The following is a 24,077-nucleotide window of genomic DNA, read 5'->3' as shown; positions in this document are numbered from 1 at the left end:
AGCAACCGCTGTCCCGGCGGTCCGACAGCACGGAAGATGGGGACCCGTGGAGCTGGAATTCCGACTGCTCGGCCCGGTCGAGGCATGGCACGGTGACGGACCCCTGCGGCTGGGCGGCCCGAAACCGCGCGCGCTGCTGGCCGTGCTGCTGCTGCGCGCCGGACAGGTGGTGCCCGCCGACGCGCTCGTGGACGTGATCTGGGGGGACGAACCCCCGGACACGGCGCGGGCGCTGGTGCAGACGTATGTGTCGGCCCTGCGCAGGGCGCTGCCCCCTGAGGCGGCGGAGGCGATCGAGACCCGGCCGCCGGGATACGTGATGCGGCCCGGCGTCGGCCGGGTCGATCTGGCGGAGTTCGAGGCCCGCACGGCCGACGGGCGGCGGGCCGCCGCCGAAGGCGACCACACGGAGGCCGCGCGGCTGCTGCGCCGGGCGCTGGAGCTGTGGCGGGGCCCGGCGCTGGGCGGGGTCGGGGAGGCGCTGCGGGGTGAGGCCGGGCGGCTGGAGGAGGCCCGGCAGGCGGCGCTGGAGGAACGGATCGCCGCCGAGCTGGAGACCGGTGGGCACGAGGCGGAACTGGTCACCGAACTGACCGAGCTGGTGGGCGCGCATCCGACCCGGGAACGGCCGCGCGGGCAGCTGATGCTGGGCCTCTACCGGCTCGGGCGGCAGGCCGAGGCGCTGGCCGTCTACGCGGAGGGGCGGGCCGTGCTCGCCGAGGAGTTGGGCCTCGACCCCGGCCCGGAGCTCAACCGCCTGTACGAGGCCATCCTGCGGGCCGACCCGGCCCTGCTCGCCGCGACGGCGGCGCCCGCGGCTCCGGGTCCCGTCGGCTCGACCCCTCCCCGGGCGGTGTCGCTCCTGCCGCCCGCCATCGGCGACTTCACCGGCCGGGAGGAGGAACTGGCCCGGGTCGTCGAGGGGTTGACCGCCGCCCGGGAGGCGATGCCCGTCGTCGTGGTCTCGGGGGCCGCCGGGGTCGGCAAGTCCGCGCTCGCCGTGCAGGCCGCGCACCGGGTCGCCGGTGCGTACCCCGACGGGCAGCTCTACGCCGAACTGCACGGCTTCAGCGAGCCCGTGCCGCCCGCCGAGGTCCTGGGCCGGCTGCTGCGGGCGCTCGGCGCCGACCCGCCGGAGGACACGGCCGAACGCGGCGACCTGTTCCGCAGCATGGTCGCCGGACGCCGGATCCTGCTGGTCCTCGACGACGCGAACGGCGAGGCCCAGGTACGGCCGCTGCTGCCGGGCAGCGCCAGCTGCGGGGTCCTGGTGACCTCGCGGGCCCGGCTCGGCGGGCTCGTCGGGGCGCGGCGCACCGACCTGGACGTCCTGGACGACGCCCGCGGCCTCGAACTGCTCACCCGGGTCACCGGTCCGGAACGTACCCCGGACGACCCGCGCGAACAGGCCGCGGCCCGCCGGATCGTCGAGCTGTGCGGCGGGCTGCCGCTGGCCCTGCGGATCGCCGGCGCCCGCCTCGCGACCCGGCGGCACTGGACGCCCAGCGTCCTCGCCGAGCGGCTCGCCGACGAACACCGCCGCCTGGACGAGCTGTCCGTGGGCGACCTGGAGGTCCGGGCCGGGCTCGGCCTCAGCTACCAGGCGCTGGACGAGTGCGCCCGACGCGTCCTGCGCCGGATCGCCACGCTCGGCTCGGCCGACGTCGCCGTGTGGGCGGTGGCCGCGCTCTCCGGCATGACCGAGGACGAGGCGGAGGAGGTCCTCGAACGACTCCTGGACGCCCAGCTGATCACCTGCCCGGGCCGGGACCAGGTGGGCCAGCCCCGCTACCGCCTCCACGACCTGGTCCGCGTCTACGCCGCCGAACGCGCGGAGGCCGAGGACCCGTCCGACGACCGCACGGCGGCGGTGGGCAGAGCGCTGTCGGCCGGCCTGTGGCTGATGGACCGGGTGACGGAGCAGTCCCCGTCAGGCGCGGTGACTCTGAGACAGAGGCTCACCCCTAAGGGGCGCGGGGAACTGGGCGAGCAACCACACACGGCCGAAAGCCGCGACACAACAGCCCCCCCCACCCCAGTAGGCGCACGAACCACCCGCCGAGCCCTCGAAGACCCCTTCGCCTGGTTCGACGCCGAGGCCGACACCCTCACCGCCGCGGTGGAACGCGCGGCAGCGATGGGTCTGCACACCCTCGCCTGCGAAGCGGCAGCGGCCCTGTGCTCCTCCTCGTTCGCCATCAAGAACCGGTTCGACGCCTGGTGGCGCAGCCACGACGCCGCCCTCGCGGCGGCGCGCCGGGCCGAGGACCGCTCGGGCGAGGCCCTGCTGATCATCGGCCTCGGACAGCTCCGCTACGAACAGGACCGCATCGCCGAGTCCCAGGAGTACTTCCGCACCGCCGAGCGCATCTGCACCGAACTCGGCGACGTACGCGGCCGCTCCGCCGCCCTCGCGGGCCTCGGCAGCGCCTGCCGCGAGGTCGGCGAACTCCGCGACGCGGAAAGGGCGTTGACCGACGCCGCCGAGGGCTTCCGACGGGTCGGCGACGACACAGGCGTCGGCGTCGCCTGCCGGTACGGCGGTTCCGTACGCCTCGAACTGGGCGACCAGAAGGGCGCGTTCCCGCTGCTCGACGAGTCGCTGCGGGCCTATCGGCGGCTCGGCAGCCGACGCGGTGAAGCGCTGGCGTTGCGCACGCTCAGCCTGGTGCACCGCTCGCTGGACGCGTACGAGGAGGCGGCGCGGGTGGCGGAGCAGGCGCTGGAGATCCTGCGCGACCTCGGCGACCCGCACATGGCGGCGTACGCGCTGCGGGCCCGTGCCAAGGCGCGGCTGCGGCTCGGGCACGTGCGGGAGGTGGAGACGGAGCTGCACGAGATCCTGGAGGTCTGCCGGACCCACGAGGACCGTTTCGGCGAGGCCCTGACGCTGCGCACGCTCGGCGAGTGCGCGCTGGCCGACGGGCGGCTGACGGACGCGGAGGGGCTGCTGACGGCCTCCGCCGCGCTCTGGGGCGTCCTCGCCCTGCCGCTCCCCCGGGCCCGCGCCCTGCGCAATCTGTCGGTGGTCCGCGCCGCGCTCGGGGACCGGGCCGGCGCGGAGGAGCTGCGGGCCGAGGCCATGGCGGTGTTCAACGCCTGCGAGGCCCGCGAACGGTACGAGCCGTGGCCGTGGGTGTGACTCCCTTGACGCGGGACCGCAGGGTACGGACCGCGCCACTGGCCGGGCGTCCGGCCCGCAGCTGGCGCCAGGTCGGCTTCGGGCAGCGGCCCTTGGGCCGGTTCCTGGTGAAGTTCTCGTAGGGCACGCGCCGGGGCGGCAGGCCGATCTCGACCCAGTGGGCCTTGCCGGAGGAGGAGTCCCAGCCGTCGTTGGGGATCCGGACGAAGTCGGCGCGGTGGTCCTTGTCCTGGCTGGTGATCTGCAGGACCTCGACATGGCGGAGGCGGGGCCGCATCACCACGCAGTAGTGCGGCTTCTCACCGGCGGACTCCCGGAACGGCACCGACGCGTGCCAGATCTCGCCCGGCGCGGGGCGGCGCCGCCCTCCGTTGAGCCCCCCGTCGTCCCACCAGCGCACCGCCCGGTGGCAGAGGTAGGCGGTGAGGGCGGCGGCCCCGGTCTGGGCCAGGCCCGGGGCGTCCCACTCCGACAGACCGAGCCGGGCCTCGGTCCAGATCACGGCCGCCTGGGTCGTCGCGAGCACCACCGCCGCTTGGACGACGTAGGCCCACCACGGGCTGGGCCGGGACCACCTGGTGTACGCGGTCACGCCGAACGCGACGGCGAAGGGGGCGCCGTACACGACGGCCGCCTGCGCGGGCGTCGGCTGCTCGGGCAGGGTGTACCGGCCGGCCGGCAGATCGGCGAGGGCGACCGGCAGTGCCAGTACGAAGCCCGCGACGAGCCACGCGATGAACGGCGGACCGCCCCTGACGGCCCTGCCCAGCAATGAAGCGTCGGTGCGACCGGCCACCGTTGTCCCCTCTCCCCTGCGGAAGATCAGCATCCGTGCGCCCAAGGTGGCACGGGATCCGTGGAATTGCGTACGTGGATACGTAAACGCGGGTGTCCACGGCGCGATCCGGACGGTCGGGCAGGCCGAAACCCGCTTGCGGCGGACTTGCAGAGAACTTCCAGCGGAGTCCGCCATTCTCGGTGTTCTCGGGGGAACAACGGATCGGCCGGGCGACCACCGCCCGGCCGGTCGGCCCACCGGAGCGCACAGGGGACGGACCGGTGGGAACGTGACAACAGTGGAATCGCACGAGCAGGACGGGCTGGGGGGACGCCCGGAGCCAGGCCACGAACCACCACTCAAGGGGGGAAGCCCCCGGGGAGGGACATCAGGGGATCAAGTCCCTCCCCGGGGTGCTGCCGCGCACCCCGACGCAGCACACCTCCCGCCCGGTGGAAGACGACGCATGCCTTCGATCATCCTCATGAGCGACCCCGAGGTCGCCGGTGTCCCGGTCCAGGAGTGCGGTGAGCCCCTCGTCGATCTGAGGGAGCTGCCCTTCGTGGTGGTCGACTCCCGTCAGGCCGACCCCGAGGGGGCGTACGCGCATCTCCGTGAGGGCGTCGCCTGGCGTCTCGCGCGGGCCGCCCGGCTGCTGCCCGACGGGCTGCGGCTGCTGGTCACCGAGGGGTACCGGCCGCTGGCCCTGCAGATCCATTACTTCGAGCGGTACGCCGCCGAGTTGCGGCTCGCCAACCCCGACTGGACGGAGGAGCACCTCCGCGTGCAGACCAGCCGTTCACTCTCCCCGCCGGAGATCGGGCCGCATGTCGCCGGCGCCGCGGTCGACCTCACCCTGTGCACGGCCGCCGGGGAGGAACTCGACATGGGCACGCGCCTGGACGCCAGCCCCGAGGAGAGCGACGACGCCTGCTACACCGACGCGCCCAACATCTCCGACACGGCCCGCCGCAACCGGCGCACCCTCTCGGCGGCGCTCATCACGGCCGGGCTGGTCAACTACCCGACCGAGTGGTGGCACTGGTCGTACGGGGACAGGTACTGGGCGCTGATGACGGGCGCGCCGAACGCGCTGTACGGGCCCGCGAGCACCGGCCCCTAGCCGGACCTGGCCCGGGGGCCTTCCGTCCCCGCCGCCCCTACCCGTCCCATCCCCGAGGGCTGCACCCCGCCCCCGTTGTCGCCTCGGCGGCAAACCCCGTAGCGGGGCCAGGGGCAGCACCCTGCGGATGGGGCGGGCAGGGGCGGCGGGGAGGAGGGTCCGCCGTCCTCAGCGGACCTTCGCCAGAACGGCGTTCACCGACTGCTGGGAGCCGTCGACCTTGGCGCCGGTGTAGGCGAAGTCAAGGGTGCCGTCCGACAGCGGGGTGAGGGTGATCCGCCCGCCCTTCACACAGTTGCCGGTCCGGATGTACTCGCCGAGGGAGAGGGCCTCGCTGACCGGGTCCACCGCCAGCAGGGTCAGGTCGCCCTGGCACCGGGAGTCCCGCATCTCGTAGTGGACCTCACCGATGTCCCCGCTGACGGCGCCCCCGGTCAGCTCCAGCCGCACGCGGTAGGAGTCGGTCGAGTCGTTGTTGGACTCCGTGGCGGTCCCCACCCAGGTTCCGGCCAACTCCGTTGCCGGACGCTCCGCCTGGACGGTGGGCTGCGTGGGGGTGGGCGTGGGGGGCGGGGCCGAAGGTGGTGTCGAGGGCGGGGTGGATATCACGGAGGGGGTGGGTGTGGGGTCGGCGGCCGGGGTGGGCGACTCCACCGGTGCCGTCGCCTGGACGGATCGCCCGGCCTCGGACTCGGTCTTCTCGGAATCGGCGCTCATCAGTCCCGCCGTGACGGTCGCCGCCGCGGTGATGACGGCCGCGACGATGATCCCGACGGTGTGCCATCGGGAGTCGGACGGGGCGGGTGGCGTGGGCGGAGAAGGTGGTGTCGTCACTGACGGCCTCAGGGGTGAGTTCGACGGGCGTGTTCGGGCCGGATCAGCAGAGTGATCTCCTGCCTCATGGTGCCGCCCGAACCTCCCTCATGGACCGCTTTCTTCGGATTACCTGCCGAATATCCGGAAAGGATCATGAGGAAACGATTTACCCGCTCCGGCCCCTCCTCCCGGGCCTCCCCCGGCGCTCAGCCGGCACTCCGCGGGGCTCAGCGGGGCTCAGCCGGCACTCAGCCGAATCTCCGCACATACCTCCGCTGCCACGGCGTCTCCACCGCGTGCCGGTCGTAGTGCCGGCGCACGTACGCCACGGCCTCCTCGGGCGGTACGCCGTCGAGAACGGCGAGACAGGCCAGCGCCGTACCCGTGCGGCCCCTGCCGCCACCGCACGCGAGCTCGACCCGGTCGACGGCGGACCGTTCCCAGGCGTCCCGCAGCACCCGGTCCGCCTCCGCCCGGTCGCCGGGCAGCCGGAAGTCGGGCCAGCGCAACCAGCGGGACTCCCAGGGGACTTCGGGCGGCTCCTTGCCGAGGAGGTACACGGCGTAGGTGGGGACCGGGCCGTCGGGCAGCGGCCGGCGCAGCCCCCGGCCGCGCACCAGCCGCCCGGAGGGCAGCCGCAGCACACCGGCGTCGGCGGGGTCCCACGGCCCGGCCGGGTTCTCCCCCATGGCCTAGCCCACCCCCCGCGAGGCCTGCGCCGCCCTCGCCTCGATGCCTCTGAAGTGGTCGGACATCGCCCGCTGGGCGCCCTCGACATCGCGGGCGCGCAGGGCGGCCACGATGTCCCGGTGGCGGCGGACCGTCAGCTCGGGGGTGGGGTCGTCGGTCCAGCCGCGGGCGCCCGCGACCCGCAGGAAGACGGTCCAGAAGGCGCCGAGGAGCTGCGGGATGAGCGCGTTGCCGAGGGAGGCGTAGAGGAGTTCGTGGAAGTCGCGGTCGAGTTCGGCGACGGGTTCGCCCGCCTGCCCGGCCGCCTCCATCCGGTCGACGACCGCCGCGAGCGCGTCCAGTTCGTCGTCCGTGAGGGTGCCCGCGACCCGTCGCACGAGACCGTCCTCCAGCACCTCGCGGACCTGGAGGATCTCGGCGAGCGCGGCGGTGTCGCCGTCGGGCCGGGCCAGGGTGCGGAAGGTCAGGCCGTCGACGAGGGGGGTGAGGGAGGCCTCGCCGACGTAGGTGCCGTAGCCGTGCCGGATGTCGACTATGTCGAGGGCCTGGAGGGCCTTGAGGGCCTCGCGGACGGAGTTGCGGCTGACGCCGAGGTCCTCCATCAGCTCCGTCTCGGTGGGCAGGGGCGCGCCCGCCCGGAGCCCGCGGTCGAGGATCAGCTGCACGACCTCGCGCTGGATCTGGCTGCCCACCCGCCGCTCGGGCCGACGCCTGCTCCCGCTCTCCTGAGACATGCGCCGCATCGTACGCTCGCCGGACATCCGACGTCCCACCTCCGGACGGGAACCACGCGAAAGGGCCAGGGGAACGCCAGGTTAACGCCCCGTGATCACCCTGGGAAACCCTCTCCTAACGGACCCTCAACTGTCGTTATTTCACACCGGTGTTGATCCGTCATTGGTCGCACCTCTGGCACGTACGCCATTCGTGTGCGATCTCTTGACCGCCCCCACGGGCGCTCCTAAGGTCACGCTGCTCCCTGTAGGACGTAGGACGTCGTATCTCCTCTCCCTCCCTGGAGGAACCGTGCGCGACGTGATCCGTGACGCCCCGGCGCCGAGCCGCCGGTCGCTCCTGAAGTACTCCGGCGCGCTGGGCGCGGCCGCCGCCGTCTCCTCGTCGCTGGCCGCCTGTTCGGCGGGCCCGGAGTCCACCAACGACACCGGCGACCTAGGCGGCGAAAACGGCACGCTGACGGCCGTCATCGGCTACGGCAACGACGGCAGCTGGGACCCGACCCAGACCGCGTCCGCCTTCTGCATGGCCGCCAACAACCACATCTACGAGGGCCTCCTCGACACCGACCCCATCTCGCGCGAGCCGTACGCGGCGCTCGCGACGGCCGTGCCGGGCGATGTCGACGGCACGTCCTGGACCTTCGAGCTGCGGCCCGGCGCCACCTTCCACGACGGTCGGCCGGTCACCGCCGACGACGTCGTCTTCGTGTACGAGCGCATCCTCGACCCCGGCACCCAGACCCTCGCCAAGGGCTTCTTCGCGAGCTGGCTGAAGGAGGTCAGGAAGATCGACGCGCGGACCGTCGAGCTGGTGCTCAGGTTCCCGTTCCCGGACGGCATCGCGCGGCTGACGCTGGCGAAGATCATGCCGAAGCACGTCTTCTCCCGGCCGGGTGCCTGGGAGGAGGCCATCAAGGGCAAGGCGATCGGTTCGGGGCCGTACCGGCAGACCGCGCACCACCCTAAGTCCAACACCACCTTCGAGGCGTACGCCGACTACAACGGCCCCCGCCCGGCCGCCTTCAAGAAGATGAACTGGCTGACCATCGTGGACGCCGCCCCGCGCGTGGCGAAGATCTCCGGGGCGAGCGCGGGCGCGCAGATCGCCGACAACATCCCCTACGCCAACATCGGGCAGCTGGAGAAGGGCGGCATGTCCGTCCAGGGCGGCTCCGGGATGAACAACCTCTTCCTGATGTTCAACACCCGGCGCGAGCCCTTCGACGACGTCCGGGTGCGGCAGGCACTGCACCACGCGATCGACCGCGACAAGATGATCGAGGTGGCGCTCAAGGGGCACGGGAAGCCGGCGAGTTCGTTCCTCGACGAGGGGAACCCGAGTTACCGGCCGGCCAAGAGCGTGTACACGTACGACCCCGACAGGGCGAAGGCCCTGCTGGCGGAGGCCGGGGTGAAGGGGCTGCGGATCGAGATCCTGGCGGTGAACGTCAGCTGGATCCTGGACTGTCTGCCGACGATCAAGGCGTCCTGGGACGCGATCGGGGTCGAGACGACGCTCTCGCCGCAGGAGACCACCGCCGTCTTCACGAAGATGGACCAGAAGCAGGACTACCAGGTGGTCGCCGCCGCCTCGAACCCCAACCAGTTCGGGCTCGACGCGGATCTGATCATGCGTTACAACTACGGTCCGCAGAACCTGTGGATGCAGTACGCGCGGTGGGCCGACGATCCGGTGGCCAAGGCGCTCTTCAAGGACATGGACCGGGCGACGCGGGAACCGGACGCCGACCGCAAGAGGACGATGGTCCAGGACTGCATCGACGTCGTCGCCGAACAGGCCGTGCTCTACCCGGTGGTGCACAACGAGCTGATGACCGCGTGGAACCCGAAGCGGCTGTCGGGGATAAGGGCACAGCCGTATCCGGGGATCAACCTGCTCCAGGCCAAGTGGGTCTAGCGTGATCGCCGTCCTGCGCATCCTGCTGCGGCGGATCGCCCTGCTCGTCCCGCTGCTGCTCGGGATCATCCTGTTCGTCTTCGTCGTCATGCGGTTCTCGGACGTCGATCCGGCGTCCGCGTTCTTCCAGGGGGCCAATCCCACGCCGGAGCAGCTGCACGAGTTCCGGGAGGAGAACGGGCTGCTGGACCCGCTGCCGGTCCGCTACGCCGGCTTCGTCGGCGATCTGCTGCACGGGGACATGGGGATCAGCGCGCTCACCCGGGCCCCCGTGGTCGACCAGGTGACGACCGCGCTGCCGCTCACGCTCCAGCTGACCTTCCTCGGGCTGGGGATCGCGGTCGTGCTGGCGCTGCTCGGCGGGGTGACGGCGGCGATCCACCGGGACCGGGTGCCGGACCAGTTCATCCGGGTGGTGTCGCTGACCGGGGTGGCCGCGCCCGGGTTCTGGCTGGCGCTGTTGATGATCCAGTACCTGGCGGTGGACCTGGGCTGGTTCCCGACGGGCGGGTACGTCAACCCGGCGGACTCCTTCACGGGGTGGCTGCGGACGATGACCCTGCCGGCGCTCGCGCTCTCGCTGCCGGTGGCGGCGCAGCTCACCCGGATCGTGCGGACGGCGGTCGTCGAGGAGCTGGACAAGGACTACGTACGGACGGCGATCGGCAGCGGTCTGCCGCCCCGGGTGGTGGTGGGCCGGAACGTGCTGCGGAACGCTCTGATCAACCCGCTGACCGTGCTGGGGCTGCGCGTCGGCTATCTGCTCGGCGGCGCGGTCGTCATCGAGACGATCTTCTCGCTGCCGGGCATGGGCAAGCTGATGATCGACGCCGTGAAGAACGGCGATCCGGCGGTCGTCCAGGGGGTCGTCCTGACCACGGCGGTCGGCTTCGTGGTCGTGAACCTCGTGATCGACGTCCTCTATCTGCTGGTGAACCCCCGTATCAGGGAGGCGAGTTGACGCCCTCCGAGGGACGTGGGCCGTGGGCCGCAACCCGTCGTGTCGCAACCCGTCGTGTACAGGCACTCGGGCGGGAGCTGATGCCCTGATGTTCGGTCTGATCGTGACCACGCGCAGGCGCCTGACCGAGGCCCTGTCCCGGCCCGGTGTCCGGCCGCGCTCCTGGCGCGGGCTGCCGCCGTTGTCCCGGATCGCGGTCTCTTTCCTGGCGGTCGTGGTCCTCACCGCGCTCCTCGCCCCGTGGCTCGCCCCGTACGACCCCCTCGACCAGCGGAGCCTGGTCGGCGGCACCGGCGCGCCCTCCGCCGACCACTGGATGGGCCAGGACAGCCTCGGCCGGGACATCCTGAGCCGGCTGATGTACGGGGCCCGCTGGTCGCTGGCGATCGGACTCGGCGCGACCGCGCTGGCCCTCGTCGTGGGCGCGGTCGTCGGCGCCGTCGCGGCGACCTCCCGCAAGGCGGTCGACGAGACGCTGATGCGCTGCCTGGACGTGGTCATGGCGTTCCCCGGCATCGCGCTGGCCGCCGTCCTGGTGGCCGTCTTCGGCGGCGGGATCACCGTGCTGATCTGCGCGATCGCGTTCCTGTTCACCCCGCCGGTCGCCCGGGTCGTCCGGGCCAACGTCCTCGACCAGTACGGCGAGGACTATGTGACCGCCGAGCGGGTGATAGGGGCCCGCACCCCGCACATCGTGGTCCGGCACGTGGCGATCAACTGCGCGGCCCCGGTGCTCGTGTTCTGCACCGTCCAGGTCGCCGAGGCGATCGTCTTCGAGGCGTCGCTGTCCTTCATCGGCGCGGGCGTACGGCCGCCGGACCCGTCCTGGGGCAGTGTCATCGCGGACGGCAAGAACATGGTGCTGACCGGCGGCTGGTGGGCGACCGTCTTCCCCGGCCTGCTGATGCTGGTCACCGTCCTCTGCCTGAACATCCTCTCCGAGGGCGTCTCCGACGCGTGGGCCGCACCGGCGGCGCGGGACACGGGGCCGGGAGGACCGGAGCCGCTGAAGGAAACGGAGCGACCGGAACCACGGGAGCGGGCGGACCGGCTGGACGCAGAGGAGCGGGGCGGCTGGCTGGACGCACAGGAGCAGGCCGACCGACCGGAACCACAGGAGCAGGCCGGCCGATTGGAGGGCGCCGGGATCGGTGGTGGCGCGGAAGCGGTGGGCGGAGAGGCTGCGGGCGGCGGCGAGGTTGCGGAGCTGCCCGGTCTGGCCGAGGCGGCCGTGCGGCTGCGCTCCCGGGCCCGTCCCCTCCCCGAGGGCCGGCCCGTGCTGGCCGTGCGGGACCTGGCGATCGGCTTCGACGAACGGCACGGGGGCGTGGACATCGTCGACGGCATCAGCTTCGAGGTCCGCCCCGGTGAAGTGCTGGGCCTGGTCGGCGAGTCGGGCTGCGGCAAGTCGCTGACCGCGCTGACGGTGATGGGCCTGCAACCGAGGGGCGCCCGCGTACGCGGCCAGGTCCTCTTCGGTGAGCGGCAGTTGGTGGGCGAGCCGATGCGGGTCCGGCGCCGGCTGCTCGGCCACGAGATGGCGATGGTCCACCAGGACGCCCTGTCCTCGCTGAACCCGGCGATGACCGTCCGCGCCCAGCTGAAGCAGGTGGTGCGCAGGGGCGGCAGACGCCCCGCGCCCGAACTGCTGCGCCTGGTCGGCCTGGACCCCGACCGCACCCTGCGCAGCTATCCGCACGAACTCTCCGGCGGCCAGCGCCAACGCGTCCTCATCGCGATGGCCCTGTCCCGCGCCCCCCGGCTGATCGTGGCCGACGAGCCGACGACCGCGCTCGACGTCACCGTGCAGGCCCAGATCATCGAACTGCTGCTGCGGCTGCGCGCGGAACTCGGCTTCGCGCTGATCCTCGTCTCCCACGACCTGGCCCTGGTCGCGGACGTGACCGACCGGGTGGTGGTGATGTACGGCGGACAGATCGTCGAGACGGGCGTGACGGCGGACCTGGTGGAACGGCCCTCCCATCCCTACACGCGCGGGCTGCTGGGCAGCGTCCTCTCCCTGGAGTCGGCGGCCGAGCGGATGACCCAGATCAGGGGTGTCGTCCCCGCCCCCGCCGATTTCCCGGCGGGCTGCCGCTTCGCCGACCGCTGTCCCCGGGCGAGCGAGGTCTGCCGTACGACGGCCCCCGCCCTGCTGGGCGGCCGTACGCACACGGCGGCCTGCCACCACCCGGTGGTGGACCTCATGGACGGGAGGGAGACGGTCAGGTGAACGCGCTCGTGGAGGTCTCCGGCGCCCATGTCGTCCACCGGGCGCGCGGCGGCGGGTTGTTCACCCGGGACCGGGTGTACGCCCTGACCGGCGCCGACCTGGTGATCGCGCCCGGTGAGACGGTGGGCGTGGTGGGCGAGTCGGGGTGCGGCAAGTCGACGCTGGCGAAGCTGCTGGTGGGGGTGGACCGGCCGACGGCCGGGACGGTGGCGTTCCGGGGGCGCGACCTGTGGTCGATGTCGCCGGGCGAGCGCCGGGCGACCGTCGGCGGCGGCACGGGCATGATCTTCCAGGACCCGTCGACGGCCCTGAACCGCCGGCTGACGGTCCGCCGGATCCTGCGGGACCCGCTGGACGTGCACCGGCGCGGCACCCCGGCCGAACGGGAGGACCGGGTGCGGGAGTTGATGTCCCTGGTCGGCCTGCCCCCGGCGCTCGCGGACGGCCTGCCCGGACAGCTCTCCGGCGGCCAGCGGCAACGCGTGGCGATCGCACGGGCGTTGGCGCTCGACCCGGAGCTGGTGGTCGCGGACGAGCCGACGAGCGCGCTGGACGTCTCGGTCCGCGCCCAGATCCTCAACCTGCTCCTGGACCTCAGGGAACGCCTCGGTCTGGCGCTGGTCTTCGTCTCGCACGACATCCAGACGGTACGGCGGATGAGCGACCGGGTGGTCACCATGTATCTGGGCCGGATCGTGGAGGAGACCCCGGCGGCCCTGGTCACCGGCCGCGCCCGGCACCCGTACACCCGCGCGCTGTTCTCGGCGACGCCGGGCCTGCTGGACCCGATCGACCCGATCCCCCTGGTGGGCCCCGTCCCGTCGGCGACCCGGCCGCCGAGCGGCTGCCCGTTCCGTACCCGCTGCTGGAAGGCGGACGACGTCTGCGCGGAGATCATGCCGGACTTCGCGGCCGCGTCGGCCCCCGGACACCGCTTCCGCTGCCACCATCCTGTGCAGGAGACGGACTCGACGCGGGACCTGGTCGCCCAGGCGGTGGCCGCGCCCGCGCCGGACGCCGTCCGCGATGCCCAGCGACGTCCAGCGAAGTCCAGCACCAGGGAGCCGCCATGACCTTCCCCGCCCCGCTGACCGGTGTCATCCCGCCCGTCTGCACGCCTCTGACACCGGACCGCGAGGTGGACGTCCCCTCACTGGTCCGGCTGGTCGACCATCTCGTGGCGGGCGGGGTGGACGCGCTGTTCGTGCTCGGTTCGTCGTCGGAGGCGGCCTTCCTGACGGACGCGCAGCGGCGGCGGGTCGTGGAGACCGCGGTCGCTCACGTCGGCGGCCAACTCCCGGTCCTCGCCGGGGCGATCGACATGACCACGCCGCGCGTCCTGGACCACGTCCGCGCCGTGACCGCCGCCGGGGCGGAGGCCGTCGTGGCGACCGCCCCCTTCTACGCGCGCACCCACCCCGCGGAGATCTCCCGCCACTACCGGCTGCTCGCCGCCGGCTCCCCCGTCCCCGTCTTCGCCTACGACATCCCGGTCGCCGTCCACTGCACGCTGCCCGCCGAGGTGGTCCTGGAGCTGGCGGCGGACGGGGTCCTCGCCGGCCTGAAGGACTCCAGCGGCGACCTGGCCGCGTTCCGCCGGGTCGTCACGGGCGCGCGTACCGATCCCGCCGTCACCGGCTTCAGCTGCCTCACCGGCTCCGAACTCCTCGTGGACTCCGCGCTGGCCCTGGGCGCCGACGGCGCGGTGCCGGGGCTGGCGAACGTCGATCCCGCCGGGTACGTCCGCCTCCACCGCCTCTTCCGTGCCGGCGACCTGGACCGGGCCCGCGCCGAACAGGAGCGCCTGTGCGCCCTCTTCGGCATGGTCGGCGCCGGGGACCCGGCCCGCATGGGCGGCTCGTCCTCCGCCCTCGGCGCCTTCAAGGCCGCCCTGCACCTGCGCGGCGTCATCGCCTGCCCGGCCACGGCGGAACCCCAGATCCCCCTGTCGGAGGCGGAGACCGAGCGGGTCGGCAAGTACCTGGCGGCGGCGGGCCTGCTCTGAGGCCCCACAGGAGCCAGACCCCGGGAGCCGGGGGCATCCCGACTCGTACGCCACGATCACGAGCCGCCGTGCCCCCACAGGGCGCACGGACGACTTCGGGACGTATGCGTGCACGGCGGAGTGGTCTGGGCGGTGTCCTGCTGGAACGCGGTCCCGCTGAGACGGGGCCCTGGTCAGGTCAGGACGGCGTCCGGGCCGCCGCGAGGAGGCGGGTCACGTCGTCGGCGCAGATCGTGAGCGCCGCTCCCACCGTGGCCAGCGCGTCCCGTTCCGCCGGGGTGTACGGCCCGTCCGCCAGGGCGATCCGCGCGCCCTGGAGCAGGATCGCCTCGCGCCCGGTCGGGGCGAGGTGGGGTGCCAGCGGGTCCAGGGCCTCATGGAGCTCTATGGCCAGACCGGGGCCGCAGGGTTCGCCGTGGACGCGGCCCGTGTCCGCGGCCAGGGCCTCGACCAGGGCGCCGAGCTGGTCCTCCGTGCAGTCGTCGAACCCGGCGGAGCGGACGGCGCCGGCGGCGACGGTCAGCGAGGTGCGCGAGCAGGTGCCGCCGGCCGCGAGGACGGCGAGGGCGACCGTGTGGACGGCGTCGCGGAGCATCGCGGAGAACCGGGTGGTGGTGGGGTGGTCGAGGACGTCGACGGTGTAGTGGCGGCGGCAGGCCGCGCATTCGACGACGGGCCCGGTCTCGCCGCGGGCCAGCACGGGGACGCCGAGGAGGGTGAAGCGGCGGCGGCCGGTGAGGCGCTGGTAGTTGCGGTCGCCTCCGCAGCCGGGGCAGAAGAACTCGCCGTCACCGACGCCCGTCCACGCGATCCGGGTCCCCAGCACACGCGAGAAGCCGGTGGCACGGCTGGTCCGCCCGTCGCGGGCGAGCGCGGCGGCACGGCCGATCGGGTCCGGTCCTGGCAGCACGTCGCACCTCCGTAACTCCCCCACACACGGCCCCTTGGGCGCGGGAAGTGCCCCCTCGGCAACATTGCCGCGCTTGCGTGATGTTAGCCACATCGGCGAGGTGCAGTCAGTACTCCGGACGAGGCCTTCCCGCGACCTGCACACGGTTTGGCCGGTTAACGACGCACCCCGTTCGCCGGAATCCGGCGAACGGGGCTTTCAAACCGCCGGTCAGGCTGGTCAGCGGGCCGCGCGGTTGACGGCGGAGACGACCGCCTTCAGCGACGCACGCGTCGTGTTCGCGTCGATCCCGATGCCCCACAGGACCTTGTCCTCGATGGCGACCTCGATGTACGAGGCGGCCTGCGCGGAGGCGCCCTCGCTCATCGTGTGCTCCTGGTAGTCCAGCAGACGCGCGTCGATGCCGATGCCCTGCAGCGCGTGGAAGAACGCCGAGATCGGGCCGTTGCCGGTGCCGACCAGGGTGGTCTCCGCGCCGTCGACCTCGGCCTCCACGGTCAGCGTGTCCACGCCGTCCTTGTCGGTGGTCGACTGGTTGTTGCGGACCTGGACGCGGCCCCACGGGTTGTCGGGGTTGGGCAGGTACTCGTCCTGGAAGACCGCCCAGATGTCGGCGCCGGTGACCTCGCCGCCCTCGGCGTCCGTCTTCGCCTGGATCAGCTTGGAGAACTCGATCTGCATCCGGCGCGGCAGGTCCAGCTTGTGGTCGTTCTTCAGGACGTACGCGATACCGCCCTTGCCGGACTGCGAGTTGACCCGGATGACGGCCTCGTAGGACCGGCCCACGTCCTTGGGGTCGATCGGCAGGTACGGGACGGCCCACTCGATGTCGTCGACGGTCTTGCCCTGCTCCTTCGCGGACGCCTCCATGGCGTCGAAGCCCTTCTTGATGGCGTCCTGGTGGGAGCCGGAGAAGGACGTGTAGACCAGGTCGCCCACGTACGGGTGGCGCGGGTGGACCTCCATCTGGTTGCAGTACTCCCACGTGCGACGGATCTCGTCGATGTCGGAGAAGTCGATCTGCGGGTCGACGCCCTGCGAGAACAGGTTCATGCCCAGGGTGACCAGGTCGACGTTGCCGGTGCGCTCGCCCTGCCCGAACAGACAGCCCTCGACGCGGTCGGCGCCGGCCATCAGCGCCAGCTCGGCCGCCGCGACGGCGGTGCCGCGGTCGTTGTGCGGGTGGACGGAGATGCAGACGTGCTCGCGGCGGGAGATGTTGCGGCCCATCCACTCGAAGCGGTCCGCGTGCGTCGACGGCGTCGAACGCTCCACCGTGGCGGGCAGGTTGAGGATGATCTCGCGGCCCGGACCGGGCTGCCAGACGTCCATGACCGCCTCGCAGACCTCCAGCGCGAAGTCCAGCTCGGTGTCGGTGAAGATCTCCGGGCTGTACTGGTACCCGAACTCCGTCTCCGGGCCCAGCAGCTTCTCCGCGTACTCCATCACCAGCCGCGTACCGTCCACGGCGATCTGCTTGATGTCGTCCTTGGAGCCACGGAAGACGACCCGGCGGAAGACGGGGGCGGTGGCGTTGTACAGGTGGACGGTGGCCCGCTTGGCGCCCTTCAGGGACTCCACGGTCCGCTCGATCAGGTCCTCACGGGCCTGGGTCAGTACGGAGATGGTGACGTCGTCCGGGATGACGCCCGGCTCCTCGATGATCGACCGTACGAAGTCGAAGTCCGTCTGTCCGGACGCGGGGAAGCCGACCTCGATCTCCTTGTAGCCCATCTTGACCAGCTGGTCGAACATCCGGCGCTTGCGCTCGGGCGACATCGGGTCGATCAGGGACTGGTTGCCGTCGCGCAGGTCGGTGGAGAGCCAGCGGGGGGCGACGGTGATCCGGTTGTTCGGCCACGTGCGGTCGGGGATGTCGACCTGCTCGTACTGCCCGTACTTGTGGATCGGCATGGACGTGGGCTGCTGGCGGTTCGCCATGATGCGTGGGCTCCTCGATGGTCCGGAAAGGACGGCCGACGACGCAACGCCAAAGCACCGCGGGGAGGGGGTCGGCCTCGACTACAGGCCCTCGCCGCGGCAGCTAAGGAGAAGCAGCCCGAAACGCATGATGCGGAGCAGCCTAGCCGAGTCCAGCGCGGTGCGGGGGGCCGTATCAGTATGCGGGACCGAGGCAGATAAAGGGACAAAAGGTGCGCAATGCCACACCGGGCATGACGGCGCACCCCTTCAGGGGCGCGGGGAACTGCCCGACCAGCCACGACGGCGCGGAAAGCCCGAAACCAACCCTCAGTAACACGACGCGGACGATACGTAACCCATACGGCGACATTTCACCAATCATGGTTGCCCCCAGTGACAGCCCCCCGACGGAGTGCGATCGTGCGGGACATGACCACCAACGGGGGCCACGAGCCCGTCTTCTGCACAGTCGTCCCACCCCATGTCCTCGACAAGCTCTCCCAGGCCGAGGACCCGGTGCTCGCCGGCGCCGCGCGCAAGACCCTGGAGCGCGACGCCCTCGAACGCACCCACCGCCGGCTGACCACCGTCATCGGCGCCCCGTCCGTCACCGCGCCCCTCGGCGCCGAGGCGGGCACACCGCACCGCACGATCCACGACGCCCGCCACGGCACGGACCTGCCCGGCAGGAAGGTGCGCGGCGAGGGCGACGAGCCCGGCAAGGACGCCACGGTCAACCGCGCGTACGCGGGCCTGGGCGCCACGTACGAACTGTTCTGGAAGTCCTTCGCCCGCGACTCCATCGACGGCGACGGGCTGCCGCTGGACGCGACCGTGCACTACGAGCGCGACTACAACAACGCCTTCTGGAACGGCGAACAGATGGTGTTCGGAGACGGGGACGGCGAGATCTTCCTCGACTTCACCATCCCGATCGACGTCATCGGCCACGAACTCAGCCACGGCGTCACCCAGTACACGGCGAACCTCACGTACTTCGGCCAGCCGGGCGCGCTCAACGAGTCGATGTCGGACGTCTTCGGCGCCCTCATCAAGCAGTACACGCTCGGCCAGACCGCCGCCGAGGCGGACTGGCTGATCGGCGCCGGGCTGCTGGCGCCCCGCGTCACCGGGGTCGCGCTCCGCTCGATGAAGGCCCCGGGCACGGCGTACGACGACGACGTCCTCGGCAAGGACCCGCAACCGGCGACCATGGACGACTTCGTCCGCACGGGCCGCGACAACGGCGGTGTGCACATCAACTCCGGTATCCCCAACCACGCGTTCTACCTCGTGGCCACCGCGCTCGGCGGCCACGCCTGGGAGCGGGCCGGACAGATCTGGTACGACGTCCTCACCGGCGGCCAACTGGACAAGCAGGCCCTCTTCGTCGACTTCGCCACGCTCACGGTCAAGGCGGCGAAGGACCGCTACGGACAGGGCGACGAACTGACGGCGGTGCTGAAGGCCTGGGAGCAGGTGGGTGTGCGGACCCTGTAGGGCGCGGCGGGCGGCGGCGGTGCTGCGCCGCGGCCCCGATCCGTACTAGACAGGACCCATGCGGATTGAAGTGCGGCGCACGGGCGGTTTCGCGGGCATCGAGCGGCACGCGGTGGTGGACACCGCCGGGCGGCCCGATGCCCCCGACTGGCACGCCCTGGCCGAACGGGCCCTCACCACCGGCCGGGGCTCGCCGGGGCTCGGGGTGCCGGACGGTTTCTCGTACGAGATCACGGTGGACGGCAGGGTCGTGCGCTGCGCGGACCCCACGCTGTCGGAGGAGCAGCGGGAGCTGATCAGGAGGGTGCTCAAGGAGGGTGCGTGAGCGCGCCGACGGCGCTGCTCCGGGTGCGTAACGGGCACTTCACCCAAGGGCGTTGACTTCCGTTACCCGTGGTACGGATGATCCGCCCATGGCGACGAACGCGACCGACCCGATACCCCAGTTCCCGGCAGGCTTCCTGTGGGGCGTCTCGACCTCCGCGCATCAGATCGAGGGGGCCGCGGACGAGCGCGAGCCGTCCGTGTGGGACGCCTTCTCGGCCGAGCCGGGCCGGATCAAGGACGGCTCGACGGCGGCGGTGGCCTGCGACCACTTCCACCGCTACCCGGAGGACGTGGCGCTCCTGCGCGACCTGGGTGTCGGCGCGTACCGCTTCTCGATCTCCTGGCCCCGGGTGAACACCCCGAACGGCCTGGACTTCTACGACCGGCTGGTGGACGAGCTGGTGGGCGCCGGCGTACGCCCCGTGCCGACCCTCTTCCACTGGGACCTGCCGTCGTCGCTGGCGGAGACCGGCGGCTGGCTGAACCGGGACACGGCCGAGCGGTTCGCCGAGTACGCCGCCGTCGTGGCCGCCCGGCTCGGCGACCGCGTCGGCAAGTGGATCACCCTCAACGAGCCCGCCGAGCACACGCTGCTGGGCCACGCCCTGGGCACCCACGCGCCCGGCAAGCAGCTGATGTTCGACGCGCTCCCGGCCGCCCACCACCAGTTGCTGGGTCATGGCCTGGCCGTACGGGCGCTGCGCGCGGCCGGTGCCACGGACATCGGCATCGCCAACTCGCACGGGCCGACCTGGCCCGCGTCGCAGGAGCAGGCGGACGTGGAGGCGGCCGGCTTCTACGACCTGCTCCTCAACCGCCTGTTCGCGGAGCCGGTCCTCCTCGGCGAATACCCGGAGGGGATAGGCGAGTTGATGCCGGGCACGGACATCGACTCCGACCTGAAGACCATCTCCGAGCCGATCGACTGGTACGGCGTCAACTACTACGCCCCGACGCGCGTGGGCGCCCCCGAGGGCGAGGACATCGAGTTCGGCGGTATCTCCATCCCGGCCGAGCTGCCCTTCACCGTCAAGCAGATCGAGAACGTCCCGACCACGGACTTCGGCTGGCCGGTCGTCCCCGAGGGCCTCACCGAACTCCTCACCGGCTTCCGCGACCGCTACGGCGACCGGCTGCCGCCCGTCGTCATCACCGAGAACGGCTGTTCCTACGAGGGGATCGACGACCAGGAGCGCATCGCCTACCTGGACGGCCATGTGCGCGCGCTGCACGCGGCGTCCGAGGCGGGCGTCGACCTCCGCGGCTACTTCGTGTGGTCCCTGCTCGACAACTTCGAGTGGGCCGAGGGGTACGCGCGGCGGTTCGGTCTGGTCCACGTGGACTTCGAGACGCAGGAGCGGACCCCGAAGGCGTCGTACGCCTGGTACCGGGACCTGCTGCGGGCGCAGAACCGAGGATGACGACGGCGCGGACGACGGACGCCCTCGCCGAGCCCGTCGAGAGAGTCGGCGGGGGCTGGACCTCGGCCCTGGCGCTGGCCAACGCGGCGATCTGGGTGGGCTGGTACGGCCCGCTGCAGATCCTGCTGGCCTCCCAGGCGGAGGACTTCGCACCCGGCGCGGGCATGTCGAAGGAGTCGGTGCTGGCGTGGGTGACCGGTGCCGGGGCGGTCGTCTCGCTGCTGGCCACGCCGCTGTTCGGGGCGCTGTCGGACCGTACGACGTCCCACCGGGGCCGCCGTACGCCGTGGATCGTGGCGGGGGCGGCCGGCGGGGCGGTGTCGCTGCTGCTGCTCGCGGGCGCGGGCGGGCTGTGGACCATGGTGGCCGGCTGGTGTCTGGTGCAGCTCACGCTGAACGCGTCCTGGGCGGCGGTCACCGCGGCGGTCCCGGATCAGGTGCCGCGGCTCCAACGGGGCTCCGTGGGCGGCTGGTTGGGGGCGGCCCAGATCCTGGGCGTGGTCGGCGGCACCGCGCTGGCGACACTGGGCGGGGGTGTCGGCGCGGGGTACGCGGCGTGTGCGGTGTTCACGCTGGTGGGCGTGTTGCCGTACGTGCTGGCGCACCGGGATCCCCCGTTGCCGGTGGGGGCCCGCCCGGGGTGGTCGTGGCGGGGGTTCCTGGCGGGCTTCTGGCTGAGCCCGCGGCGCCATCCGGACTTCGCGTGGGCCTGGCTGACGCGCTTCCTGATCAATCTGAGCAACGCCGTCGGCCTGCTCTACCTGCTGTTCTACCTGCGGGACCGGGTCGGGTACCCGGATCCGGAGGAGGGCGTGCTGATCCTCACGGTGGTGAACGCCGCGACGCTGCTGGCGACCGTGGTGGTCTCCGGGGTGTGGTCGGACCGGGTGGGGCGGCGCAAGCCGTTCGTGTACTGGTCGGGGCTGCTGATGGCGGCCGCGACCGGACTCATCGCCCTCTGGCCGACCTGGCCCGGTGCGCTCGTCGCCTCGGCTCTGCTGGGCCTGGGCTTCGGGGTGTTCACCTCGGTCGACTTCGCCCTGATGACCGACGTCCTGCCGAAGGCCCTCGACCGGGGCAAGGACCTGGGCGTCATCAACGTGGCCAACTCCCTGCCCCAGGTGGCCGCTCCGGTGCTGGCGGCGCCGATCGTGACACACCTCGGCGGCTACCGGACGCTGTATCTGGTGGCGGCGGTGATCGGACTGGCGGGGGCGGTACTCGTGGGACGGATTCGCGGCGTGGAGTAGGCGGGGTCGAGCACGCGCCCGCCCACGGCAAGCGGCACGCGCCCGCCCACGGCATACGGCCCGCGCACGGCCACGGCACGCAGCACGCGCCCGCCCACTGCATGCGGCACGCACCCCGCCGCGGCGTTCGGGACACGCCCCGCCACGGCATGCGGCACGCGCCCGCCCATGTCACGCAGCACGCGCCCGGCCGGCGCCGTTCGCAGCCGACGTGCGGCAGATCACTGTTTCACAGGCGCCGCACAGACAACGGATTCGTGTTCTCGTCCGTCTTCAGTGCTGACCACGCTCGCCGCCGAAGGGACGCTCTGTGCCTACGCGTTCAACCAGACCACTCCGAACCCGCCCCGCACGGCAGGCGATAGCCGTGCTGGCGGTGTCCGGCACGCTCCTCGCGACGCCCTCGCTGGCGGTGCCCTCGGCGTTCGCCGCCGGGGCGCCCCCGACCGATCTGCGCGTGGACACCAATCGCGACGGCACGGTCGACGTCACCGGCACCACCGACACCTCCGGCGAGAACGGCTGGACCGTCGCCCGCGGCGCCCTGATGCTGCCCAACATCGACGACGACACCCGCCGTTGCCCGGCCACCGGCCCCAAGGGCAAGCCCCTGACGGACGCCAAGCTGGCCGCCTGCAACGACGCCTCCGACACCAAGGTGAACGGCACCGCCGACGCCGCCGACCTGGCCCGCGTCCGGTCCGTGCCGATGCGCGGCGTGCCGGCCGGGGCGCAGGGCACCGTGAAGGTGACGGCGGGCGCCGCGCAGACCCGGGTGTTCGTCAAGCGGGGCAAGAAGTGGGAGCCGGTCACCGCCAAGACCCGGCTGTCGCGCGCCGAGCTGAAGGCCGGTGTGGAGTTCGGCGTCGAGGCCAAGGACGTCATCCGGGACACCGCCAAGTGGGACGGCCTCGCCCGGATCCGGCTGACGGTGAAGTCCTCGGCCGGCACCTCCGCCGACTCGGTCACCCTGCGCGTGGCCCCGCTCCTCACCCACCACCATCTGCAGAACGCCCAGCAGCTGTTGGTCACCAAGATCTCCGGCGGCAACTACGGCAAGCTCAACGCCGCGTTCCGCAAGGGCCTCGACGAGGCGGCCAAGGACGCCGGCATCACCCGGCCGACGGTGAACTTCACCAAGTACGGGGACATCTGGGCGCAGGACTTCGTCGAGCCCGCGTACGTCAGCATGACCGGCGCCGACGGCAAGCGGCAGTCGATGCGCGTGATGCTGCGCTCCGCCCAGCTGGACCGCGAGTCCGGCCGGGAGCTGTTCGAGAAGATGCGCGGCCCGAACATCGGTGCCGTGCAGGTGACGGGCGCCAAGGACTCGGAGGAGTGGACGCTCAACTCCATGGGCAACCTGGAGACCATTCCTCCGTACGCCCACGGCGAGCGCTCCTTCCCGGCGGGCCGGATCATCATGGGGCAGCGCCCGGACGTCGGCTCCAAGCCGGCGAAGGTGATGCGGACGTTCCTGAAGTCCCAGGGCATGCAGGACCCGCTGTTCCTCGACACGTCCTGGCTGCACGTGGGCCATGTCGACGAGTTCGTGCAGTTCCTGCCCGCCGACACCCCCCGCGGCTGGAAGATCGCGGTCGCCGACCCCGAGGCGGGGCTGAAGCTGCTGCGTGACGCGAAGGCCGCCGGTCACGGGTCGACGAAGATGTTCTCCCTGAAGCTCGGCCCCACGGAGACCATCGCCAAGGCCCTCGCCTCGAAGACCCTGGTCTCCGACAACAACCTCGCCACCCGCAAGATCGAGGCCAACCTCGCGGTGCTCCAGCGGGAGACGGGCGTCACGGACGCCGAGGTCGTCCGCGTCCCGGCCCTCTACACCCAGGGCACGGAGCAGGTGGGCGAGACGCAGTCGGGCGACGACAAGACCCGCCTCCCCCGGCTGACCCGTCTCGGCGCCGGCGCCGAACTCCCGGACGTGGCACGGGACTACGGCCAGCAGCGCCGCCTCGACGAGACGGCGGAGGACCAGGGCGCGAAGGGCCGGGAGGGCTTCGGGGCCGCTTCCCCCGCGGCGCCCGCGCCGTCGGTGATGACCAGCGCGTACGTGCCCGGCGCGGTCAACGGCATCGTCCTCAGCCGCACGAACTACCTGGCGCCGCGCCAGTGGGGCCCGGTCATCGGCGGCAAGGACATCTTCACCGAGGCGGTGACGGCCGCGTACACGAGCGCCGGCATGAAGGTGTCGTACCTGGACGACTGGGAGACGTACCACTTGGGCATGGGCGAGATCCACTGCGGCACGAACACCCTGCGGAGCACCTCCGCCGCCTGGTGGACGCGCTGACACCGGCCATCGCCGGCCCCCGCACGACCTGACGGCCG

Annotated in this window: 18 protein-coding genes; 12 read left to right on the top strand and 6 right to left on the bottom strand. The window is 72.3% G+C overall.

The window, feature by feature from the left end; all coding sequences use genetic code 11:
• The first annotated feature begins 46 nt into the window (after window positions 1-46).
• On the top strand, window positions 47-3,142 hold the full coding sequence (locus tag ACZ9QC_RS28645; protein WP_472915739.1) for an AfsR/SARP family transcriptional regulator: 3,096 nt from the start codon (window positions 47-49) through the stop codon (window positions 3,140-3,142).
• Here the strand turns inward: ACZ9QC_RS28645 and ACZ9QC_RS28640 are convergent.
• Window positions 3,093-3,914, bottom strand: coding sequence for a hypothetical protein (locus tag ACZ9QC_RS28640; protein ID WP_472915738.1), 822 nt, complete (start codon window positions 3,912-3,914; stop codon window positions 3,093-3,095). The two genes, ACZ9QC_RS28645 and ACZ9QC_RS28640, sit on opposite strands and share 50 nt — an antisense overlap.
• 472 nt (window positions 3,915-4,386) lie before the next feature.
• Here ACZ9QC_RS28640 and ACZ9QC_RS28635 point away from each other — a divergent pair, with 472 nt between their 5' ends.
• Window positions 4,387-5,043 carry a M15 family metallopeptidase gene (locus ACZ9QC_RS28635; RefSeq protein ID WP_472915737.1) on the top strand — a complete coding sequence of 219 codons (657 nt, stop codon included), beginning with the start codon at window positions 4,387-4,389 and terminating at the stop codon, window positions 5,041-5,043.
• A gap of 168 nt (window positions 5,044-5,211) precedes the next feature.
• Here ACZ9QC_RS28635 and ACZ9QC_RS28630 read toward each other — a convergent pair whose 3' ends face one another.
• The 3 genes from ACZ9QC_RS28630 to ACZ9QC_RS28620 all read right to left on the bottom strand — a co-directional run bounded on the left by ACZ9QC_RS28630 (window position 5,212) and on the right by ACZ9QC_RS28620 (window position 7,292).
• Window positions 5,212-5,760 carry a hypothetical protein gene (locus ACZ9QC_RS28630; protein ID WP_472915736.1) on the bottom strand — a complete coding sequence of 183 codons (549 nt, stop codon included), beginning with the start codon at window positions 5,758-5,760 and terminating at the stop codon, window positions 5,212-5,214.
• Between the two features lie 347 nt (window positions 5,761-6,107).
• Window positions 6,108-6,548 (bottom strand): protein-tyrosine phosphatase family protein, encoded by a 441-nt coding sequence (locus ACZ9QC_RS28625; protein WP_472915735.1) that lies wholly within the window; start codon window positions 6,546-6,548, stop codon window positions 6,108-6,110.
• Window positions 6,549-6,551: 3 nt separating this feature from the next.
• The gene (locus ACZ9QC_RS28620) at window positions 6,552-7,292 is read right to left on the bottom strand and encodes a FadR/GntR family transcriptional regulator (RefSeq protein ID WP_316731795.1); all 741 of its coding nucleotides are present in this window, start codon (window positions 7,290-7,292) and stop codon (window positions 6,552-6,554) included.
• Window positions 7,293-7,575: 283 nt separating this feature from the next.
• On the opposite strand from ACZ9QC_RS28620, the gene ACZ9QC_RS28615 reads away from it, so the two are divergent.
• The 5 genes from ACZ9QC_RS28615 to ACZ9QC_RS28595 all read left to right on the top strand — a co-directional run bounded on the left by ACZ9QC_RS28615 (window position 7,576) and on the right by ACZ9QC_RS28595 (window position 14,403).
• Window positions 7,576-9,204, top strand: a complete 1,629-nt coding sequence (locus ACZ9QC_RS28615; protein WP_472915734.1) for an ABC transporter substrate-binding protein — start codon at window positions 7,576-7,578, stop codon at window positions 9,202-9,204.
• Between the two features lies 1 nt (window position 9,205).
• Window positions 9,206-10,165 carry an ABC transporter permease gene (locus ACZ9QC_RS28610; protein ID WP_472915733.1) on the top strand — a complete coding sequence of 320 codons (960 nt, stop codon included), beginning with the start codon at window positions 9,206-9,208 and terminating at the stop codon, window positions 10,163-10,165.
• Between the two features lie 88 nt (window positions 10,166-10,253).
• Window positions 10,254-12,398: a dipeptide/oligopeptide/nickel ABC transporter permease/ATP-binding protein gene (locus tag ACZ9QC_RS28605; protein ID WP_472915732.1), complete on the top strand. Its 2,145-nt coding sequence runs from the start codon at window positions 10,254-10,256 to the stop codon at window positions 12,396-12,398.
• Window positions 12,395-13,471 (top strand): oligopeptide/dipeptide ABC transporter ATP-binding protein, encoded by a 1,077-nt coding sequence (locus ACZ9QC_RS28600; RefSeq protein ID WP_472915731.1) that lies wholly within the window; start codon window positions 12,395-12,397, stop codon window positions 13,469-13,471. The genes ACZ9QC_RS28605 and ACZ9QC_RS28600 overlap by 4 nt, the downstream gene beginning before the upstream one ends.
• The gene (locus ACZ9QC_RS28595) at window positions 13,468-14,403 is read left to right on the top strand and encodes a dihydrodipicolinate synthase family protein (protein WP_472915730.1); all 936 of its coding nucleotides are present in this window, start codon (window positions 13,468-13,470) and stop codon (window positions 14,401-14,403) included. The genes ACZ9QC_RS28600 and ACZ9QC_RS28595 overlap by 4 nt, the downstream gene beginning before the upstream one ends.
• Window positions 14,404-14,581: 178 nt before the next feature.
• Here ACZ9QC_RS28595 and ACZ9QC_RS28590 read toward each other — a convergent pair whose 3' ends face one another.
• Entirely contained in the window at window positions 14,582-15,229 is a 648-nt protein-coding gene (locus ACZ9QC_RS28590) for a tellurite resistance TerB family protein (protein WP_472921837.1), read from the bottom strand.
• A gap of 303 nt (window positions 15,230-15,532) precedes the next feature.
• Window positions 15,533-17,254 (bottom strand): 2-isopropylmalate synthase, encoded by a 1,722-nt coding sequence (leuA, locus tag ACZ9QC_RS28585; RefSeq protein WP_472915729.1) that lies wholly within the window; start codon window positions 17,252-17,254, stop codon window positions 15,533-15,535.
• Window positions 17,255-17,665: 411 nt separating this feature from the next.
• On the opposite strand from leuA, the gene ACZ9QC_RS28580 reads away from it, so the two are divergent.
• The 5 genes from ACZ9QC_RS28580 (at window position 17,666) to ACZ9QC_RS28560 (ending at window position 24,039) form a co-directional block, all read left to right on the top strand.
• Window positions 17,666-18,736, top strand: coding sequence for a M4 family metallopeptidase (locus ACZ9QC_RS28580; protein WP_472915728.1), 1,071 nt, complete (start codon window positions 17,666-17,668; stop codon window positions 18,734-18,736).
• Window positions 18,737-18,794: 58 nt separating this feature from the next.
• Window positions 18,795-19,061, top strand: a complete 267-nt coding sequence (locus ACZ9QC_RS28575) for a protealysin inhibitor emfourin (RefSeq protein ID WP_230211773.1) — start codon at window positions 18,795-18,797, stop codon at window positions 19,059-19,061.
• Between the two features lie 88 nt (window positions 19,062-19,149).
• Window positions 19,150-20,484, top strand: coding sequence for a GH1 family beta-glucosidase (locus ACZ9QC_RS28570; RefSeq protein WP_472915727.1), 1,335 nt, complete (start codon window positions 19,150-19,152; stop codon window positions 20,482-20,484).
• The gene (locus tag ACZ9QC_RS28565; protein WP_472915726.1) at window positions 20,481-21,734 is read left to right on the top strand and encodes an MFS transporter; all 1,254 of its coding nucleotides are present in this window, start codon (window positions 20,481-20,483) and stop codon (window positions 21,732-21,734) included. The genes ACZ9QC_RS28570 and ACZ9QC_RS28565 overlap by 4 nt, the downstream gene beginning before the upstream one ends.
• 367 nt (window positions 21,735-22,101) lie before the next feature.
• Entirely contained in the window at window positions 22,102-24,039 is a 1,938-nt protein-coding gene (locus ACZ9QC_RS28560) for a protein-arginine deiminase domain-containing protein (RefSeq protein WP_472915725.1), read from the top strand.
• Window positions 24,040-24,077: the final 38 nt, after the last annotated feature.

This window comes from Streptomyces sp. HUAS MS02, assembly GCF_055702265.1.
This window is presented reverse-complemented; position numbering and strand designations above follow the sequence as displayed.

Bases quoted from the DNA above. Each gene is read 5' to 3' on its own strand.
- ACZ9QC_RS28605 (WP_472915732.1), top strand. From the start codon at position 10,254: ATGTTCGGTCTGATCGTGACCACGCGCAGGCGCCTGACCGAGGCCCTG.
- ACZ9QC_RS28595 (WP_472915730.1), top strand. From the start codon at position 13,468: ATGACCTTCCCCGCCCCGCTGACCGGTGTCATCCCGCCCGTCTGCACG.
- ACZ9QC_RS28575 (WP_230211773.1), top strand. From the start codon at position 18,795: ATGCGGATTGAAGTGCGGCGCACGGGCGGTTTCGCGGGCATCGAGCGG.
- leuA (WP_472915729.1), bottom strand. From the start codon at position 17,254: ATGGCGAACCGCCAGCAGCCCACGTCCATGCCGATCCACAAGTACGGG.
- ACZ9QC_RS28570 (WP_472915727.1), top strand. From the start codon at position 19,150: ATGGCGACGAACGCGACCGACCCGATACCCCAGTTCCCGGCAGGCTTC.
- ACZ9QC_RS28580 (WP_472915728.1), top strand. From the start codon at position 17,666: ATGACCACCAACGGGGGCCACGAGCCCGTCTTCTGCACAGTCGTCCCA.
- ACZ9QC_RS28565 (WP_472915726.1), top strand. From the start codon at position 20,481: ATGACGACGGCGCGGACGACGGACGCCCTCGCCGAGCCCGTCGAGAGA.
- ACZ9QC_RS28630 (WP_472915736.1), bottom strand. From the start codon at position 5,760: ATGAGCGCCGATTCCGAGAAGACCGAGTCCGAGGCCGGGCGATCCGTC.
- ACZ9QC_RS28625 (WP_472915735.1), bottom strand. From the start codon at position 6,548: ATGGGGGAGAACCCGGCCGGGCCGTGGGACCCCGCCGACGCCGGTGTG.
- ACZ9QC_RS28620 (WP_316731795.1), bottom strand. From the start codon at position 7,292: ATGCGGCGCATGTCTCAGGAGAGCGGGAGCAGGCGTCGGCCCGAGCGG.
- ACZ9QC_RS28635 (WP_472915737.1), top strand. From the start codon at position 4,387: ATGCCTTCGATCATCCTCATGAGCGACCCCGAGGTCGCCGGTGTCCCG.